The organism is Allocoleopsis franciscana PCC 7113, assembly GCF_000317515.1.
GTDB lineage: Bacteria > Cyanobacteriota > Cyanobacteriia > Cyanobacteriales > Coleofasciculaceae > Allocoleopsis > Allocoleopsis franciscana.
Map to the genome: position 1 here is coordinate 2,630,001 of NC_019738.1, position 16,641 is coordinate 2,646,641.

Here is a 16,641-nt window from a genome sequence, read left to right on the forward strand (position 1 = left end):
AATGACAAATCTGAGTGAACTACTAGAGCCGATCGCTAGTCAATTTCGGAGTATGGGAATTCCTGAACCCATTGTCCATTGGGGACATCCAGCGATGATGGGAATTGTAGTCTTTGTTATGGGTAGCTTTGTGGGATTGGCAGGATGGCGGGCAAGAATGATCACTGATACGGCAGTCGCGATGAAAAGTCGAACCGATCATCGTAAGCTTGCCCCTTGGATGTTTCTTTTTATCGCGACTGGTTACACAGGAGGAGTTCTCTCACTAGTGATGCAAAATCAGCCCATTCTGGAAAGCCCACACTTTTGGACAGGCTCAATCGTGCTGATATTGTTAGCAACTAATGGTGTGATTTCCTTCGCTGGTTTTAGCAGTAACCAATCTGTGATGCGTACTATCCATGCCTACTTAGGCAGTGCAGCACTCTGCCTACTGTTTTTTCATGCGGTACTGGGATTAAAGCTAGGTTTGGCAATCTGATGAGTCCTGCCAGTGGTGCTTTATTGAGTTTGGCTTATATTTTTGGCCTAGTGTTGACGGCACTTCTAGGCTCACCAACTCGTACTGTGCCTTGGACAGAGTATGGTCTACTAAGCTTAGGGGTTGTTATTTTAGGGGTAATGGCAGCAATTGTCATGCCTCAATTCTGGCGAACTGGACCCAAAGCAAGACTTTGGTTAGCGGCTGGATTGGTTGCAGCTCTAGCGATCGTGTATTTTCAAGCGCGAGTGCCAAAACCAACGTCCAATGATGTCAGCCAGTTTGTTCGCTCGGCTAATAATTTGGTGCAGGAGCAGGTAGTGACGGTTCAAGGCAAAGTCAAAAGTATGCCTCGTCTTACCCGCTCCTCTAAAGCTCAGTTTTGGCTAGAAGCAACGCAATTGAGTGAGGTTGAAAGCCGTGATCAGGCTGGTGCGATCAGTAAGGGAGTTACGGGTAAGCTGTATGTGACAGTACCCATCCTCCAGGCGACAGGTCTTTATCCAGACCAAACGATTTCCGTTACAGGAGTTTTATATAAACCCAAACCAGCCTCGAATCCAGGTGCTTTTGATTTTGAGACTTATCTGACCAAAGAGGGAGCTTTTGCAGGTTTCAGTGGGCGGCAAGTTAGCTTATTTGAAGAAGGGCAAGGACAACCGTGGGGATGGTGGAAACTACGGCAGCGCATCATCCGTGCCCAAGTTCGTCATTTAGGAAGTCCAGCAGGGCAAATTGTGAGTTCTTTTGTATTGGGAAATCGAGCGGTAGATATCCCCTACGATATCCGCGACTCCTTTATTCAGGCTGGATTAGCTCATGCTTTAGCGGCTTCTGGAACCCAAACTTCTTTAATTCTGGGCTTGGTATTGGTGCTGACTAAGCGTCTTTCGGTGAAAGCTCAGTTAGGTTTTGGCACGACAGCTCTAATTATTTTTGTATGTCTCACTGGATTACAGCCTTCGGTAATGCGAGCTGCGATTATGGGGTTTGGTGCGCTAGTTGCTCTAGTGACACAACGGAAGATTAAACCATTAGGTTCACTGTTGGTTGCTGCAACCCTACTGCTACTCTTCAATCCCCTGTGGATTTGGGATTTAGGATTTCAGTTAAGCTTTTTGGCGACGCTAGGATTGCTAGTGACAGCACCTCCTGTGATCAAGCAACTGGATTGGATGCCACTGGCGATCGCTTCCTTAATCGCTATTACTATTGCTGCTGCGTTATGGACATTACCTCTACAACTTTATGTCTTTAACATGTTTGCGCCCTATAGCATAGCCGCAAATATCATCTCTGCCCCATTCGTTGCTGTTATTAGTATCGGTAGCATTATTGATGCACTAGTCGCTTTAATTTCGCCAGTCGCTGGAAGCGCTCTAGCTTGGTTGCTCTACTATCCAACTCATTTTCTGATAGGGCTGGTGGAATTTTTTAATGCCTTGCCGGGAAGTTCAGTGGCAGTTGGTAAAATTTCTTGGGTGCAACTGTTGATTCTATACGGTTTGATTGGGTTCAGCAGTATTAACAAGAAGTGGCAACGTCGATGGTGGTTAGCTGGCTTGGTGGCTGTAATGTTAGTAGCACTGCCCGTTTGGCAGACAAAGATATCCCAATTCCAAGTTACGGTATTGGCTACAGACCAAGATCAAGTTTTAGTGATTCAAGACCAAGGACAAGTGATATTAATTAATAGTGGGGATGCCGATACCGTCAATTTTACGGTTTTACCATTTCTACAAAAACAAGGAATTAATCAAATTAATGGGGCAATTGCCCTGGATAGTGAACCCCGTCTTAGAAGTGGCTGGTTACAAATATTGCCTAGTTTGCCAATTAGGGCGTTTTACGATATTGCTGCTCCTCAGTCTCCGCCTGCTGAAACGAAAACGATTGTTAGTAGCATTCAAACTCAAAAAGGTAATTATCAGCGAGTATTAACGGGACAAAAGATGTTTGTGGGTTCTACACCGCTAGAACTCATCAATGCCGATCCGCCAGTGTTACAATTGCAAATCCGATATCAGAGTTGGTTGCTTTTGGGAGAAATGAAGCCAGAGGTTCAACAAAAGTTAGTCGAGAGCCGCAATGTTCCACAGGTACAAGTCCTGTGGTGGTCTGGAGAACGTTTATCACCAGAGTTTTTCAAGGCTCTCAAACCGAAAGTTGCGATCGCTTCTTCTAAAACAGTGGATTTGGATACAGCTAAACTTTTGCAAAATGCTAAAGTACCGCTTTATTGGACGGGTCGTGATGGGGCGATCCAGTGGACGCCTCAAGAGGGTTTTCAAACAACCATTGAGGCAACCAATAAAGACGCACAACTCCTTTAACACCGCCAAAGCGAGTTTGACGGTAGTGGATTTTCTCTGCTAATCAATGCAAGTCTTTGCGTCAATAACTTGCCGTTGCTTTTTTGATTCTTGATGCTAACGGAGAGGGGGGGATTCGAACCCCCGGAAGGTATGACCCTTCAACAGATTTCGAGTCTGCCGCATTCAACCGCTCTGCCACCTCTCCAAGTAGGATTTTATTTTTTGTCTGTGTCTAGACGGACGTTAATCGGCATCTGGATTGTCAGTGCCACACGACTCTAGAAGCCAAGATTCTATACTAGCTCAGTGCCTACCAAAGGGCAACCCAACCTGAGAGAACTTATCCGTACCCAACATGAGGCTGTGTGTAAAGCACGAACAGCTAAGTGCTCTATATTGAATTGCCATCAATTGGAACGGATCAGATGTCCATGCCTTAAGTAATGGGAAAGCTGACATCGGATATTTATGGATGCCTCTAACTGATTGGATTTTGCTTTTGTCCAAAGTCCAAATAGGAAATGGATGGACATAGACTGTTGGCAGATGGCAGTACTTTAATCTCCACTTTTTATCCGGCGCGAATTTATTCTATCCATAAAATGAGTTATTAGTGCGTCCGTTCGGTATATAAGCAATAGGAACATACTCCGAAAAAAATCTGTCTCTATAATGGGTTTGACTGGAATTTTCTGGAGCGTTATCGCCATTTCCTTCAATCGTTATGTCAAAGAAGCTTAACTTTGCTCGCCGGACGCTAATTTCTACTGGAGAATTAAAACAATCACCGGGATGCAGCCGAATATCACGCTAAAATAGCTTCAAATATGTAAAGTATTAATCAAGTTTTTTAAACCTGAGAGCGAAGCGTCCCATCAGGGTGAAAATAAGAATATGGCTGATGACTTTCCTGAGTTGGGTGCATAAGTTCGCAGTTTCATGAGCGACCTAACCAGGTTTCAATTCAATTATGGATAAACCCGTCGCTCACCTCGGAGTCGTTAAATGCTTTGCCTAGGACGACTCGAACAAGCCATGAGTACCCATCCCTAGTGATTTATCCGTCAAACCTTCATGACAGCCTCTTACTCCCCTATCCTGACCCTTGAAAGCCAAGAACTTTTACAAGAAGCCTCTGCTGAAAGAGTCGAACTCATCGAACAGCTATTGGCTATTGGCACAGCTCTTTCAAGCACCAATAATTTAGATGAATTATTGCATCTGATTTTATTTAAGAGCCGAGAGATTACCTGTAGTGATGCCGGTAGTGTTTATCTGATCAACCGTCAGGAAGAGTCTCCTACCTTACTCTTCAAGGTCGCACAGAATGATTCTATACCGAACAATCCCTTTCAGGAATTTGCGATGCCCTTGACCCGCAAAAGCTTGGCGGGGTATGTGGCACTCACCGGTGAAATTTTAAATTTGCCAGATGCTTATAATTTACCACCGGATGTTCCTTACCAGCTAGACCGTAGTTTTGATACTACCATGCCCTATCGCACTTGCTCGGTGTTGGTGCTGCCCATGCAAGACCAAGACGGGGAAATTATTGGTGTGCTACAGCTCATTAATCGGAAGGTGAAGCCCGATCTCGTGATCACCACAGAGAATTCGATGGTGGTAACCCAGCCTTATTCACAATGGGAAGAACGAATTGTGCGATCGCTCGCTTCTCAGGCGGCAATTTCCATTGAACGCAATTACCTACAAAAAAGCATTGAGAATCTGTTTGAGGGGTTTGTTAAAGCCTCTGTACAGATTATTGAAGCACGAGACCCGACGACCTCGGGTCACTCGGAACGGGTGGCTGAACTTACGGTACGCCTTTCAGAAGAGGCCAGTGCGATTACCAGTGGCCCACTGCGGTTAATTCAGTTTGGCGATCGCCAAATTCAAGAAATTCGCTATGCTGCCCTACTGCACGACTTTGGCAAAGTTGGAATCCCCGAAGCTATTCTCGGCAAACGGAAAAAACTCTACCCCGATCAACTCGAAATCATTCGCCACCGCTTTGCCCTGGCACGCCGTACCTTAGAAATGGAATGCGCTCAAAATAAATTTAAGTACTTACTTGAGCATCCAAGTCATCAGCATCGGGATGACACTTCCAACACAGGTTGTTCCCACTGCCAAAAACTCGAACAACTGGAGAGCCAGCTAACTCAAACGATTGAGGCACTCGAATATTATTGGGAGTTTATCAGAGAACTCAATGAACCTGATGTTGTAATCCGCAGAGATTTCCAGGCGTTTTCTGAAGAGACTTCGGCGCAATTGGCAGCTCTTACTAAATATACTTATCGAGATATTGACGGGGAGACTAAACCTCTAATCACAGAGGCTGAGATGACTCAGTTGCTAGTTCCCAGAGGGAACCTAACTAACAAGGAGCGTTTGGGTATTGAAGAGCATGTTACCCACACATACCACTTTCTCCGGCGGATTCCCTGGACGAAGCATCTCAAAGAGGTGCCTACCATTGCTTACGGACATCACGAAAAGCTAGATGGTAGTGGTTACCCTCAGGGGTTGAAGCAAGAGGAAATTCCGATCCAAACGCAAATGCTAACGGTTGCAGATATTTATGACGCTCTCACCGCTAGCGATCGCCCTTATAAGCGTCGTCTACCCTTAGACACCGCGCTCAAAATCCTGCGCCAAGAAGCTGCCAAAAACAAAATCAACAGCGACTTGGTCGAATTATTTGAGCAAAAACAGGTTTTTACGGTTGTGGGTCATACCCTACCCGTTGATGCTCACTCAATAGCATAAAAAGCCTGAAGTAAAAAGGATGAAGTATGAAAACCTTCCTTCTTGGTTCATGCCTCATCCTTTTTCAATCCCCATCTCTGTGTTTGCAATTCTTATCTTTTGCTCCTGTTTTCCCCACAGATTCCCCAGCATTTCCACACAGGTATGGAATATTTTCCACAGGTTGCTCCTGATTTTCCACAGGCAGATACGGTAGGATAAAGTCTTCCTGTCTTCCTGGGGATTTTTCCAGGCGAGTCTCTAATCGGGGGTAAAAGACGAGTTTATATGAAGATATTTAACGGGGATCGGCTTCAAACCCTGATTCGTTCGTAACTATTTTTGGTATTTGAGCAGGGTTGTAATATTTCGCAGCATTGACAACCCCACCCCATCTCAGCCGACAATGGTGCGACCAACCCTTAAAAGTTTCTCTTGGAAAAGAGCCCAACGGGAGTTAGAGAGGGTGCTTTTTCAAGCTCATTTTTCGTGGGCTTTCAGTTGAAAAGCCGAAGATCAAAGGCGCTGAAAGCCAGGTTACTTTGTCCCTATACGCCATGAAACGAGAGGTAAACATGAACGCAACCGTCAGCATCCTGGCCGAAATTCCTGAAGATCTGCACGAATCCCTCAAGCGCTACTTAGAAAACCATCCTACGTGGGATCAAGATCGGGTCTTTGCCGCAGCACTGTCCCTGTTTTTGCTTCAAAATGGAAATGGTAAAATGCCAGAAACCTCGCAAACCTATCGCGCCTGTGCTCGTGTCTATCTAGAATCTCTGTTTCAGTATCCGGCTTGAGCCAGAGACTAGGTATAAACTCGGAGGTTGAGGGTGATCAGGCTCCAGATTTAGAGCGCTTACAGTTGATATTTCCCCTACCTGGTTATGAAGAACCCTTCGCTCAACTTCTCGCTTTCCTTTGATACAGAAGTCGCAGAGCGATGGGTTGTCCTTTTATTGCTAAACTCATAAAAGTTTTCTGCTCACACCCCTGATCGGTAGTAGAAATTCAATTGTTGTGACAACAAAGCAAAAGCTTCTGAAGTGGTTAGATTTTTTGAGTATTAATGGCAGAAAGCATCACAACATCTAGTCTGGTTATTCCTCAGCTCATTGTGGGTTTGGGGAATCCTGAATCCAAGTACGAGAAAACACGGCACAACATTGGTTTTGAGGCTGTTGATGCCTTGGCGAAAACCTGGCAAATCTCTTGGAGTGAAAATCGCCGATTTCAAGCCTTGATTGGAGAAGGACAGGGTGCTAACGGAGATAAGGTACGTTTGCTCAAGCCACTCACCTATATGAATCGCTCAGGGCAAGCGATTCGTAGCGCGACGGATTGGTACAAGCTGCCGCCTGAGTCAACGCTAATTATCTACGACGATATGGACTTATCCGTGGGGCGTCTGCGACTGCGTCTTTCGGGATCAGCAGGCGGACACAATGGGATGAAATCTGCGATCGCACATTTGGGCACACAAAATTTTCCCCGCCTGCGGATTGGGATCGGCAAGTCTAGGGCGGATAAAGACAGTGTGTCCCATGTCCTAGGAAAATTTTCACCGGAAGAAACTCAAATCATGTCCGAAGTTCTCCAACTTGTAGTTGATGCCGTAGAACTAGCACTCAAGCAAGGTGTGGAAAAAGCAATGAGTCTCTACAATAATCGCAATGTAGAGTTGGGTTGAAAATTGAAACGTTCAACCTCACAAAACAATGTTTAGTCGGCTAACCTTCTACTCCTTAAATCACATAATTTGAGTTAAGCAGGAAAGGTCTGCTGAACCAAAGTGAACGCTAAATGCGACATTCAGGTTTTCCAATGATTTGATTAACCAGGGTACACCGTCTTTGGTTGAAGCCTCGTAGTGATTAAACAAAATGGAAAACCGTTTTTCCAGGTAAGGCTTAACTTTGCGGCATAGCAGTACAATTTTAAGTAACAACCCAGTTGTGAAGGTTGCCCCCAAGTTAGTAATTAGATCAACAAAAATAAAGTGGTTAGGTCGTTGAGGACTTTCCACTACTAAGAAGTTCAATAACTGGCTACAAGTCCGGACGAGTAAGAACTCCGTTGGCTTCTGAGAATTGCACTGAGGCAAGGTCTCACTGAGATGATTATACAAACGATCATTAAACTGACGTTTTCCGTAGCTTGGATCGATTGAAAGAGTCAAGTACTCATACAAGTCATCTTTAAACGCTTTATACGAAATCGTCTGGCTACTGTGGGTGAGGAAGCTGTGGGCGACATCTCGGTAAGTGTCAGAACCTTGCACTTTACCAACAAACTGTTTAAGCGCCACTGCCAATTCTCGCTCAGTTAACAGGGTAGGATTGCTGACAGGCTGAATGATTTTATCAAGGGTGTCTTTGGACTGGGAGCGCATGGCTTGGGCGCGTCGCACCTGATACGTGACATACTGAGACAAATCTAATTCAAAGCGCCGCTGAATCCGTGATTGAACTTGCCGAACGGTCTGCTGATGCTCGTAACTGCTATCTTCACTCAGAAGGCAGTGTTCATAGAGGTATGGATACCGTTGAATCAGAGTCCCTACAGCGATCGAACCACTGTTATAAGCCTCGGCTGATTCACTCATTACGGTTGACAAACGCCGCAATGTTAAATATTGCTCTGTTTCAGTGAAAAGCTGTACGAGATGACGCAGCCGTCTGGCTCCACGAGATTGAACTTTGGTGGGATCAGGTGGATTCTCGAATAGCGCTACCAACTCAGGGATGGCTCCCTGTAGTTGTGGTTGTAGTTGCCAACGATTGATGAGAATGTGGCAACAGCGGTTGAGTACAAACTTGAACTCTTGTTCAGCTCGCTTGTTCATCGCAACCTTCTCTAAAGCCAACCAGACTTGCGGCTCTTCGTATCTCACTCCATCGAGAAATAGAGATCGAAAACGCTCAATCAATTGGCTACATGACTCCACCTGTACGCAGTAGAGTAAATGATCGTACAGTTGCTGTTCTTCTAAGCTAGGTTGTCGGATATCAGAATCTGTCCAAGTAGTAGTCACTTCACACAAGCCCTCCTACGTGCAGACGCTAGGGCGAGTCATATAGGTTTTTTTGAGAAAGTGTCATTTTAGATTGGGCTAAGTTTCTAGTAGGCACCAAGCCAAAATGATGATGCACTGCAAGATTACCCAGCCTAAGCGGGTATACTCAAAGCTAACCTATCTTAAAGTAGGTTATTTACTCACTAGGATATCCTGTCCAAATCTTCACGGGGATCAGAAAATATACGGGAAAATTGTAAAGATTCAGTAAAGCCATAGCCCAGTTATATCAGACAATCAGTGAGAAAATCCTGACAACCCCCCTCCTAGAAATTACAAAACTTTATTCCAGCAAAGCATACATTTATCAAATTTGGAAAGATACACTGATGCCTTCTCCCCTGTCTGTGACTCAACTTGTTGATGTGATTGCCGCCATACCCATAAATCTTCCGGATGAAGCGGCTTGTCTACATTGTACTGGTATAACTACGGATACCCGTAACCTCCAGCCCGGTCATTTATTCTTGGCACTGCGGGGAGAAAACTTCGATGGGCATGACTTCGCTCGTGTGGCAATCGAGAAAGGGGCGATCGCAGTAATTACAGAGCGTCGGCAAGAGGCTCAACTCAACGGTGTTCCGCAATTACAGGTAGAAAACACGCTCCAAGCCTACCAACAGATTGCCAGATGGTGGCGCGACCAGTTCAATATCCCGGTGATTGGCGTAACTGGCTCCGTGGGCAAAACGACCACAAAAGAGCTGATCGCGGCTGTTTTGTCAACCCAAGGAAATGTCCTAAAAACTCAAGCGAATTACAACAATGAAATTGGCGTGCCGAAAACATTGCTGGAGTTGGGGTCAGAGCATGACTATGCTGTGATTGAAATGGCGATGCGCGGTTCTGGACAGATTGCGGAGTTAACTCAGATCGCCCATCCGACTATAGGTTTGATCACAAACGTGGGGACAGCCCATATCGGCCTTTTGGGTTCTGAGGAAGCGATCGCCAAAGCCAAGTGTGAACTTTTAGCCGAAATGCCGGATACAAGCGTTGCCATTCTTAATCATGATAACCAGCGCTTAATGAACACGGCTGCCACAGTTTGGCAAGGGCAAACGTTAACGTATGGATTAGAAGGGGGCGATTTACACGGGCGCTTGCTAGACTCAGAAACCCTAGAACTTGAGGGAATGCAGTTTGCTCTGCCTCTTCCCGGTCGCCACAACGCCTCGAACTACCTAGCGGCGCTTGCTGTGGCGAAACTTCTGAAGGTAGATTGGGCACACCTGACTCAGGGGTTAAAGGTGGAGCTCCCTTCGGGACGCTCACGACGCTACGAATTACCTAATGATATTGTAATTCTGGATGAAACCTATAATGCTGGCTTGGAATCGATGCTAGCCGCGCTGCATCTACTGGCTCAGACTCCTGGTAAGCGGCATATTGCAGTGTTAGGGACGATGAAAGAATTGGGAGAGCGATCGCCTGAATTTCATCAGCAAGTGGGTAAGACAGCACAGGAACTTAATCTTGATGCCTTAGTGGTTTTGGTCGATGATTCAGAAGCCCAAGCGATTGCAACTGGCGCGGTTCCTTTGTTAGCCGAGTGCTTTTCGAGTCACAATGCTGCTGTTCAGCGTTTGCTGGAATTGGTGCAACCTGGCGATCGCCTTTTGTTCAAAGCCTCACGTTCTGTTGGTTTGGATCGAATTGTCAATCAATTTCGGGCGGAATATTCGGGTTGAGACGCCTTTTTGATATTATTCTGCATTCCTTAAGGTTTGGTGGAGAATTTTAACATCTACACTCAATGCCAACCCATGAAAGTTTTCCGCTGTAAGGGTTTGAGCGGTGAGTTTCTCTCAGAAACTCAAAAATGTAGGCCAAGTGGGAAGACTCGCGTCGTATTGGTGTAGCGGCGTTTGCGATAGCCAAGCGTTGCCGCCCTGCGACGGATCGCTCACAGTGACACAACAGCGATTACACGGCAAAGACTGTCAGTCGCGAAAATTTTGCCCAAGGTGTTGCTCTTCAACCTTTACATTCTAAAAAGTCCGTCAAGGCTTTGGCTCAACGGACTTTTTAGCGTTAGCGGCGGTAAGTACTGGATTATTCTTTCTTGTCTTTGGGTTGTTGGCGCTCTTTTACCGCCTGAGTCAGTAGATAGGTAGCGAGGCTACTCAAAGACCGACTTTCTTCTTCTGCCCACTCTTCTAGGGCTTTTTGGACTTCTTCGGGTAAATAGGCTGTGACTCGCCCACGATTTTTCATAGCTTATACAGTTTAATAGTTTATTGTATTACAATATATAACTTAGCAAATTTTTTTGAGGGTTAACAGCGTTAAAGAATTTAATTTAGTGCAGAACATAACATAACGGGTGAGTTGCAACCTAGAAATTGACAGAGGATCACTTCACAAAAGCTACTGTGAAGCATTAATCTTCTGGCTATTAGACCTCTCCAGAAATTAAAGCTCGACTCAAGTAGGGCAATGGTTTCAGGTTAATTTTCGGAGATGGCTATTGCTTAGACATACCAATATCTCTGATGAACTCACCCGTTGGTTCTCCCTGCAACTTTTGTTAGCGGACATGCCAGCTAAGTGGCTCTCAATCTTCATCCCTCCCTTGCTTCCCGCGTGCAAACCTAACATGCTCCCATCACTGTCATCTTGATTCATGGCAGTGTCACATCTTACAAGCAGTTCAGGGGAGGCTCCCCATTTTCCAAAAATTAGCGACGAAATAGTCCGGATATTTGCAACTGCGGTTGTAAGTAGTGTTGGTATTACGACGTAATACTAACGAAGCAGGAGTTTTGTAATTAGAAATTAAACAAGCCGTGACTGACAGTAAGAGACTTTATTGTAGTAAGAATTTTTTGATTATCTACTTAGTCATAGAAACCTTTCCGTAGAACGTCTCTACAAGATTGTAGGGTTAGCGAAAAAAGGAGTATTAAACCTGGATTTGCTATCAAGAAGGGAGTTTTAACTAAAATTTTTTTTAAAAATTTACTTAATGTAAAATTTTAATGGCCTGAGCATTAACGCGATTCTTCACACCAATCTTAACCAATGCAACTATTAAATATTCTCTTTTTTGTGCCTCGCTAAGTCGGTAGGTATCAATAAACATAACGCCCCCTGTAATCCTCATAAGTTTGGCATACAGACCATCAGGGGTTTTTATTATGTTTTTTAGGTATCTATACTAATAATTTATCTTTATCTCTGTAGGAATATTTGCTAGATTTTGACGATTTTATTTTTTCTTAAGAACCTAAATCAATTAACCCCAAAAAACTTTCTTCAATGCTTACAAAATAATTAATAAAATTCTGAGGGTATTAATTAAAATCAAAAAATTCTGAAATCAAATTCGTGAAAAGCCTCTAAGCTCAAAGTAATAATAGAGTTTTATCTTCCTGTGAGCGCTGGATTGTAAAAATAAAAATATTAAGCCGCTATTGTTAAATTTAACATTGTTTTTATCCCTTAATGAAAGCTAAAAACTTCATCAAAATTACATGCGAATTAGGTAAATAAACTCATCATTGCTAATGACATTCAGGAATGATAGCTGCTAAAAAAGATATGTAATACACAAACGTAAGACAGCAACACGAAAGGAAGGCTTAATGACATAAATCGAGTAAATAATTATAGGCAAAAAAATATTGCCTTAACACAGGAAGATGAATATCTTCAACAACTCCCAGTTACTTAGGGAAAAGCGATCGCTTCAGAAAGGACAGATTATTTCTATACCGAATTAGGTATTAGTAGATGTCGTCACAAGTGAGAGTCACCCCTGAATCATGATGTACTGTAGTTCTACATAAGGAGTAGAAAATGCCACTAGATATCAAGCGCGACCAACTCGGACAATTCAGTAGTATTGATGCCTTTCGGGCAGTGGTTGAGGGGATGTCAGAAACCTTAGGAGAGAAGGCAACAGGAGTCGCTTTAGTTGCCGCCGGTCGGCTGCGTGGCAAAAAACTCGCCGATGAGTTGGGTTTGAAAGGTGCAACACAAAATTTAGAAGATGCGACCCAACAAATTACCAAAGTTTTGGGTGCAGAAGGCTCTCGTCTGTGCATCATTGACAAAATTGAGATCACCGATGATGTGGTCAAGGTCTATACCTCAGAAACTCTGTGTGCTGTCGGCGGCAATGGAAACACACCACCCCGTTGTACCTTTACCTTGGGTATTGTTTGGGGAATTATGACTGAACTGCTGCAAAAGAAACTCAAAGGCAGTCATACCGAATCAATACTGCACGGTGGCGCTTACGACGTGTTTGAGTTTACTCAGATTTGAGTGCAAGCACATTTCAATAGAGCTTTGTTTTGCCATTCATCAACGGCAAGCAATCTCTTCGTTTCACCTTGTTCATCGAAATACATCTGGGAGGCGTTGCTACAAAAAGCCAGTGAACGGCAACCTCAAACCGAGAAATTCTCTAATGAATTCGCCGCCACATCAATAACACCTTTCCCAGGAATACCTATTAACCGAATGCCAATCTTTGATAGTTAAGGAGCAATACTTCAATGGCAATCAATACTCACAAGCTTGGGATGATTGTACAAAAATTTGTCGCCACCACCCCTGAGGTTCAAGGTGCGGCTGTCGTTACCCCAGATGGTTTACCCTTGGCTGCTAGCTTACCCGGTAGCATGGATGAAGAGCGAGTTTCTGCCATGTCTGCCGCCATGCTCTCCTTGGGCGAGCGCATTGGTAAAGAACTCTTAGCGGGTATCACCGATCGCATCTATGTTGAGGGTGATGAAGGCTTTACGATTTTGACCAGTTGTGGTGACGAGGCTGTGTTTCTTGTCCTGGCTGGCAAGGAGGCAAAGCAGGGCGTTTTGATGTTAGAAATTAAGCGCACTGTTGCTGACGTCAAACCCGCTTTACTGTAGTCATAATCGTTTGATTGTCTACCGAGCTAATGAAGTGCTTTTTGAGGGCACTCACTCCTTTCTTAGCAGTGATTGTAATCCGAGTACCAGGCTCGTCTAAAATTCCAGGTATTCTGAGTCCAAATCAAAGATTATCAGTGGATCAGCTTTTAAATTGTAAGCTTACTCTAAGCCAGCATTAAAGTTCAGCTTCTAGAGTATGCAATTTAAATCTGTAATGGCTGAGGGGAGTGATTTTCACTCCCCCAGACCCCGACAAATCGCTAAAAATTTGGAAAATACTGTCGCAGAGATTGGGATGTGAGTGCATCACTAAGCCAGTAAAAATCAATCAATGCAATCCCCCCTGTAGGCCGTCGAACTTTGGCGGACAGAAAAACAGGGGGTTTTGCTATTATGTTTTTTCGTTCATTTAGATATAAGTCTTCTTTAATTATGTAAAACTATCTACGAAACCCTACTTTCATTAGTTTTTAATTAAATAGATTTAAATTTTATACAATTAATCATCGTTTGTTTAATCCTCAACCAGCTATTTTTATTCCTTGTTTAGGAAACCAAGTACTACAAAATTTAATATGTTTTTTCTCCGAAATAATCACCCAAAATTTAATATAAAACAAATATAAATTTAAGCAAAATACTTAAAAAATATAGACACATTTGTAATAGTTGAATGCTATAAAAGAGAGGGATAAAAACAAAGCTGAATCAACAGCTCAATGAGGAGAATATAAACTAAAATTCTCCCAATAAAGAGCCAACGCCTAAAAATGTTTTTGCTTGAATAATGAAGACACAGTCTTCAACAATTCCCAGTTAATTAGGGAAAAACAATCGCTTCTAAACGGCAGCTTATTTTTAGGCCCTTATGGATATTAGTAAATGCCTTGAAAAGTGAGAGTCACATCCTTAATCGTGACGAACTCTAGCTCTAAACAAGGACGAATATGGTAGATATCAAGCGCGACAAACTCGGACAATTTAGTAGTGTTGATGCGTTTCGGTCAGTGGTTGAGGGAATGTCAGAAGCCTTAGGAGAGAAGGCAACAGGAGTCGCCCTAGTTGCCGCCGGTCGGCTGCGTGGCAAAAAACTCGCCGATGAGTTGGGTTTGAAAGGTGCAACACAAAATTTAGAAGATGCGACCCAACAAATTACCAAAGTTTTGGGTGCAGAAGGCTCTCGTTTGTGCATCATTGACAAAATTGAGATCACCGATGATCTGGTCAAGGTCTATACCTCAGAAACTCTGTGCGCTGTCGGTGGCAATGGAAACACACCGCCCCGTTGTACCTTTACCTTAGGTATTGTTTGGGGAATTATGACTGAACTGCTGCAAAAGAAACTCAAAGGCAGTCATACCGAATCAATACTGCACGGTGGCGCTTACGACGTGTTTGAGTTTGTTCCTCTCTAATTACAGGCTCATCTCGATAGAACATTGCCTTGTATCTGTGATGCAAGGCTAACTGTTCCCCTCATGTTGTTCACGTAGAAAGGACTTGAGACGTTGCTGCATTAAGGGATGAGCGGTTACCTCAAACCGAGAAACTCTCTACTCAATCATCTCAAAAATCAGCAACGCCTTTCCTAGGAATACCTATTAACCGAATGCCAATCTTTGATAGTTAAGGAGCAATACTTCAATGGCAATCAATACTCACAAGCTTGGGATGATTGTACAAAAATTTGTCGCCACCACCCCTGAGGTTCAAGGTGCGGCTGTCGTTACCCCAGATGGTTTACCCTTGGCTGCTAGCTTACCCGGTAGCATGGATGAAGAACGAGTTTCTGCCATGTCTGCCGCCATGCTCTCCTTGGGCGAGCGCATTGGTAAAGAACTCTTAGCGGGTATCACCGATCGCATCTATGTTGAGGGTGATGAAGGCTTTACGATTTTGACCAGTTGTGGTGACGAGGCTGTGTTTCTTGTCCTGGCTGGCAAGGAGGCAAAGCAGGGCGTTTTGATGTTAGAAATTAAGCGCACTGTTGCTGACGTCAAACCCGCTTTATTGTAGTCAGAACTTACTCGATCCAGGGTTGCTAAGTAAGGGGTGCAGTTGGTAACTCTTCAAAGTGATAGTGTTTGCGATCGCCTTTGGACACCGCCCAAGGCGATCACAAAAACCATATTAAACGCTTAACAGCCTAGCAATCCTTTTATTTTTTATAGTACAGTTGCTGTCCCAAACTCTGCTTTGAGGGCAGTCAAATTTAACACCTCAGAACGGTCACGCCTCCTGCAAAGTTTGAAGAGTAAGAGTTTACTAGGAGGTATTCACTCACATCAGTGGGTAGATGAAACAAATGGAAATCTAATTCAGTTGAAGTTATGCGGTTTCTCAAGCCCAACTTATCTTTCACGAGGTAATTTCAATTAGTTTTTTAGGAGCTTTTATCCAATGAAAATCATGCGTTTAGTAGTAGCAGGAGCTCCAGGCTCTGGCAAGTCCACCTTTGTACGAACAATTAGTGAAGTTGAAGTCATAGAAACAGAACGCAGTGCTACTGATCACACATCCCTACTGAAGAAAAAAACCACTGTTGCTTTTGACTACGGTCGATTTACATTTGGTTCTTCACTGGAGATGCAAATCTACGGTACCCCTGGTCAATCTCGCTTTAATTTCATGTGGGATTATTTGATTAAAAACGCTCAAAGTTATATTGTGCTGGTAGCAGCCCATCGACCCAATGATTTTCACTATGCTCGCCATATAATATCCTATATGAACCAACGAGTGGGAATCCCGATGATCATTGGTCTAACCCATACGGATTGCCCAGGAGTCTGTTCCACTGAGGAAATTATGACAAAATTGGGATACATGAATCAGAAAAATCGACCCTCAGTTATGAATGTTAATCCCAATGAACGAGGTTCAATTATTGAAGTTCTAATGGCTTGCATGACCCTCGTAGTTGAACGTTCTGGTAGGAATCAATATCGAAGGGGAGGATATTAGCTAATATCTCAAGAAACCGTAGTTTAAAGTACAGGTTTTTGACAACTGAAGTAAGTTTAAATCATAAATAAAACTAATGAATTCAGAAAAATAACTAATGCCGATAGTCGCAGGCTTTATTCGGTTTGTATTTTCTAAAAAATCATCTGGAATTGAATGAATTTCATATTA

13 protein-coding genes and 1 tRNA gene are annotated in these 16,641 nt (G+C 43.8%); 11 read left to right on the top strand and 3 right to left on the bottom strand.

Going from position 1 to position 16,641, the window contains the following annotated elements:
• The first annotated feature begins 1 nt into the window (after window position 1).
• Both MIC7113_RS11125 and MIC7113_RS11130 read left to right on the top strand, forming a co-directional pair.
• Window positions 2–481, top strand: coding sequence for a DUF4079 domain-containing protein (locus MIC7113_RS11125; protein ID WP_015182255.1), 480 nt, complete (start codon window positions 2–4; stop codon window positions 479–481).
• A complete protein-coding gene (locus MIC7113_RS11130) occupies window positions 481–2,814 on the top strand; it encodes a ComEC/Rec2 family competence protein (protein WP_015182256.1) in 2,334 nt (777 codons plus the stop codon). The genes MIC7113_RS11125 and MIC7113_RS11130 overlap by 1 nt, the downstream gene beginning before the upstream one ends.
• 100 nt (window positions 2,815–2,914) lie before the next feature.
• On the opposite strand, the gene MIC7113_RS11135 is transcribed toward MIC7113_RS11130, so the two are convergent.
• A tRNA-Ser gene (locus MIC7113_RS11135) sits at window positions 2,915–3,001 on the bottom strand.
• A gap of 869 nt (window positions 3,002–3,870) precedes the next feature.
• On the opposite strand from MIC7113_RS11135, the gene MIC7113_RS11140 reads away from it, so the two are divergent.
• From MIC7113_RS11140 to pth, 3 genes are all read left to right on the top strand, one after another.
• Complete coding sequence (locus tag MIC7113_RS11140) at window positions 3,871–5,571, top strand: HD family phosphohydrolase (RefSeq protein ID WP_015182257.1); 1,701 nt, start codon at window positions 3,871–3,873, stop codon at window positions 5,569–5,571.
• Between the two features lie 554 nt (window positions 5,572–6,125).
• Window positions 6,126–6,350 carry a DUF2811 domain-containing protein gene (locus MIC7113_RS11145; RefSeq protein ID WP_015182258.1) on the top strand — a complete coding sequence of 75 codons (225 nt, stop codon included), beginning with the start codon at window positions 6,126–6,128 and terminating at the stop codon, window positions 6,348–6,350.
• A gap of 269 nt (window positions 6,351–6,619) precedes the next feature.
• Entirely contained in the window at window positions 6,620–7,240 is a 621-nt protein-coding gene (gene pth / locus MIC7113_RS11150) for an aminoacyl-tRNA hydrolase (protein ID WP_015182259.1), read from the top strand.
• Between the two features lie 60 nt (window positions 7,241–7,300).
• On the opposite strand, the gene MIC7113_RS11155 is transcribed toward pth, so the two are convergent.
• Window positions 7,301–8,584, bottom strand: coding sequence for a hypothetical protein (locus tag MIC7113_RS11155; protein ID WP_015182260.1), 1,284 nt, complete (start codon window positions 8,582–8,584; stop codon window positions 7,301–7,303).
• 371 nt (window positions 8,585–8,955) lie between these two features.
• On the opposite strand from MIC7113_RS11155, the gene MIC7113_RS11160 reads away from it, so the two are divergent.
• Window positions 8,956–10,317 carry a UDP-N-acetylmuramoyl-tripeptide--D-alanyl-D-alanine ligase gene (locus MIC7113_RS11160; RefSeq protein ID WP_015182261.1) on the top strand — a complete coding sequence of 454 codons (1,362 nt, stop codon included), beginning with the start codon at window positions 8,956–8,958 and terminating at the stop codon, window positions 10,315–10,317.
• A gap of 364 nt (window positions 10,318–10,681) precedes the next feature.
• Here the strand turns inward: MIC7113_RS11160 and MIC7113_RS34635 are convergent, their stop codons facing one another.
• Window positions 10,682–10,843, bottom strand: a complete 162-nt coding sequence (locus MIC7113_RS34635) for a ribbon-helix-helix domain-containing protein (protein ID WP_015182262.1) — start codon at window positions 10,841–10,843, stop codon at window positions 10,682–10,684.
• A 1,584-nt stretch (window positions 10,844–12,427) separates the two neighbouring features.
• Between MIC7113_RS34635 and MIC7113_RS11165 the strand changes: the two genes are divergently transcribed.
• From MIC7113_RS11165 to MIC7113_RS11185, 5 genes are all read left to right on the top strand, one after another.
• Entirely contained in the window at window positions 12,428–12,898 is a 471-nt protein-coding gene (locus tag MIC7113_RS11165; protein WP_015182264.1) for a hypothetical protein, read from the top strand.
• A 233-nt stretch (window positions 12,899–13,131) separates the two neighbouring features.
• A complete protein-coding gene (locus tag MIC7113_RS11170; protein ID WP_015182265.1) occupies window positions 13,132–13,503 on the top strand; it encodes a roadblock/LC7 domain-containing protein in 372 nt (123 codons plus the stop codon).
• A 950-nt stretch (window positions 13,504–14,453) separates the two neighbouring features.
• Window positions 14,454–14,921: a hypothetical protein gene (locus MIC7113_RS11175; protein WP_015182266.1), complete on the top strand. Its 468-nt coding sequence runs from the start codon at window positions 14,454–14,456 to the stop codon at window positions 14,919–14,921.
• Window positions 14,922–15,150: 229 nt separating this feature from the next.
• Entirely contained in the window at window positions 15,151–15,522 is a 372-nt protein-coding gene (locus MIC7113_RS11180; RefSeq protein ID WP_015182265.1) for a roadblock/LC7 domain-containing protein, read from the top strand.
• A 384-nt stretch (window positions 15,523–15,906) separates the two neighbouring features.
• Window positions 15,907–16,470 (top strand): GTP-binding protein, encoded by a 564-nt coding sequence (locus tag MIC7113_RS11185; RefSeq protein WP_015182267.1) that lies wholly within the window; start codon window positions 15,907–15,909, stop codon window positions 16,468–16,470.
• The last annotated feature ends 171 nt before the right edge of the window (window positions 16,471–16,641 follow it).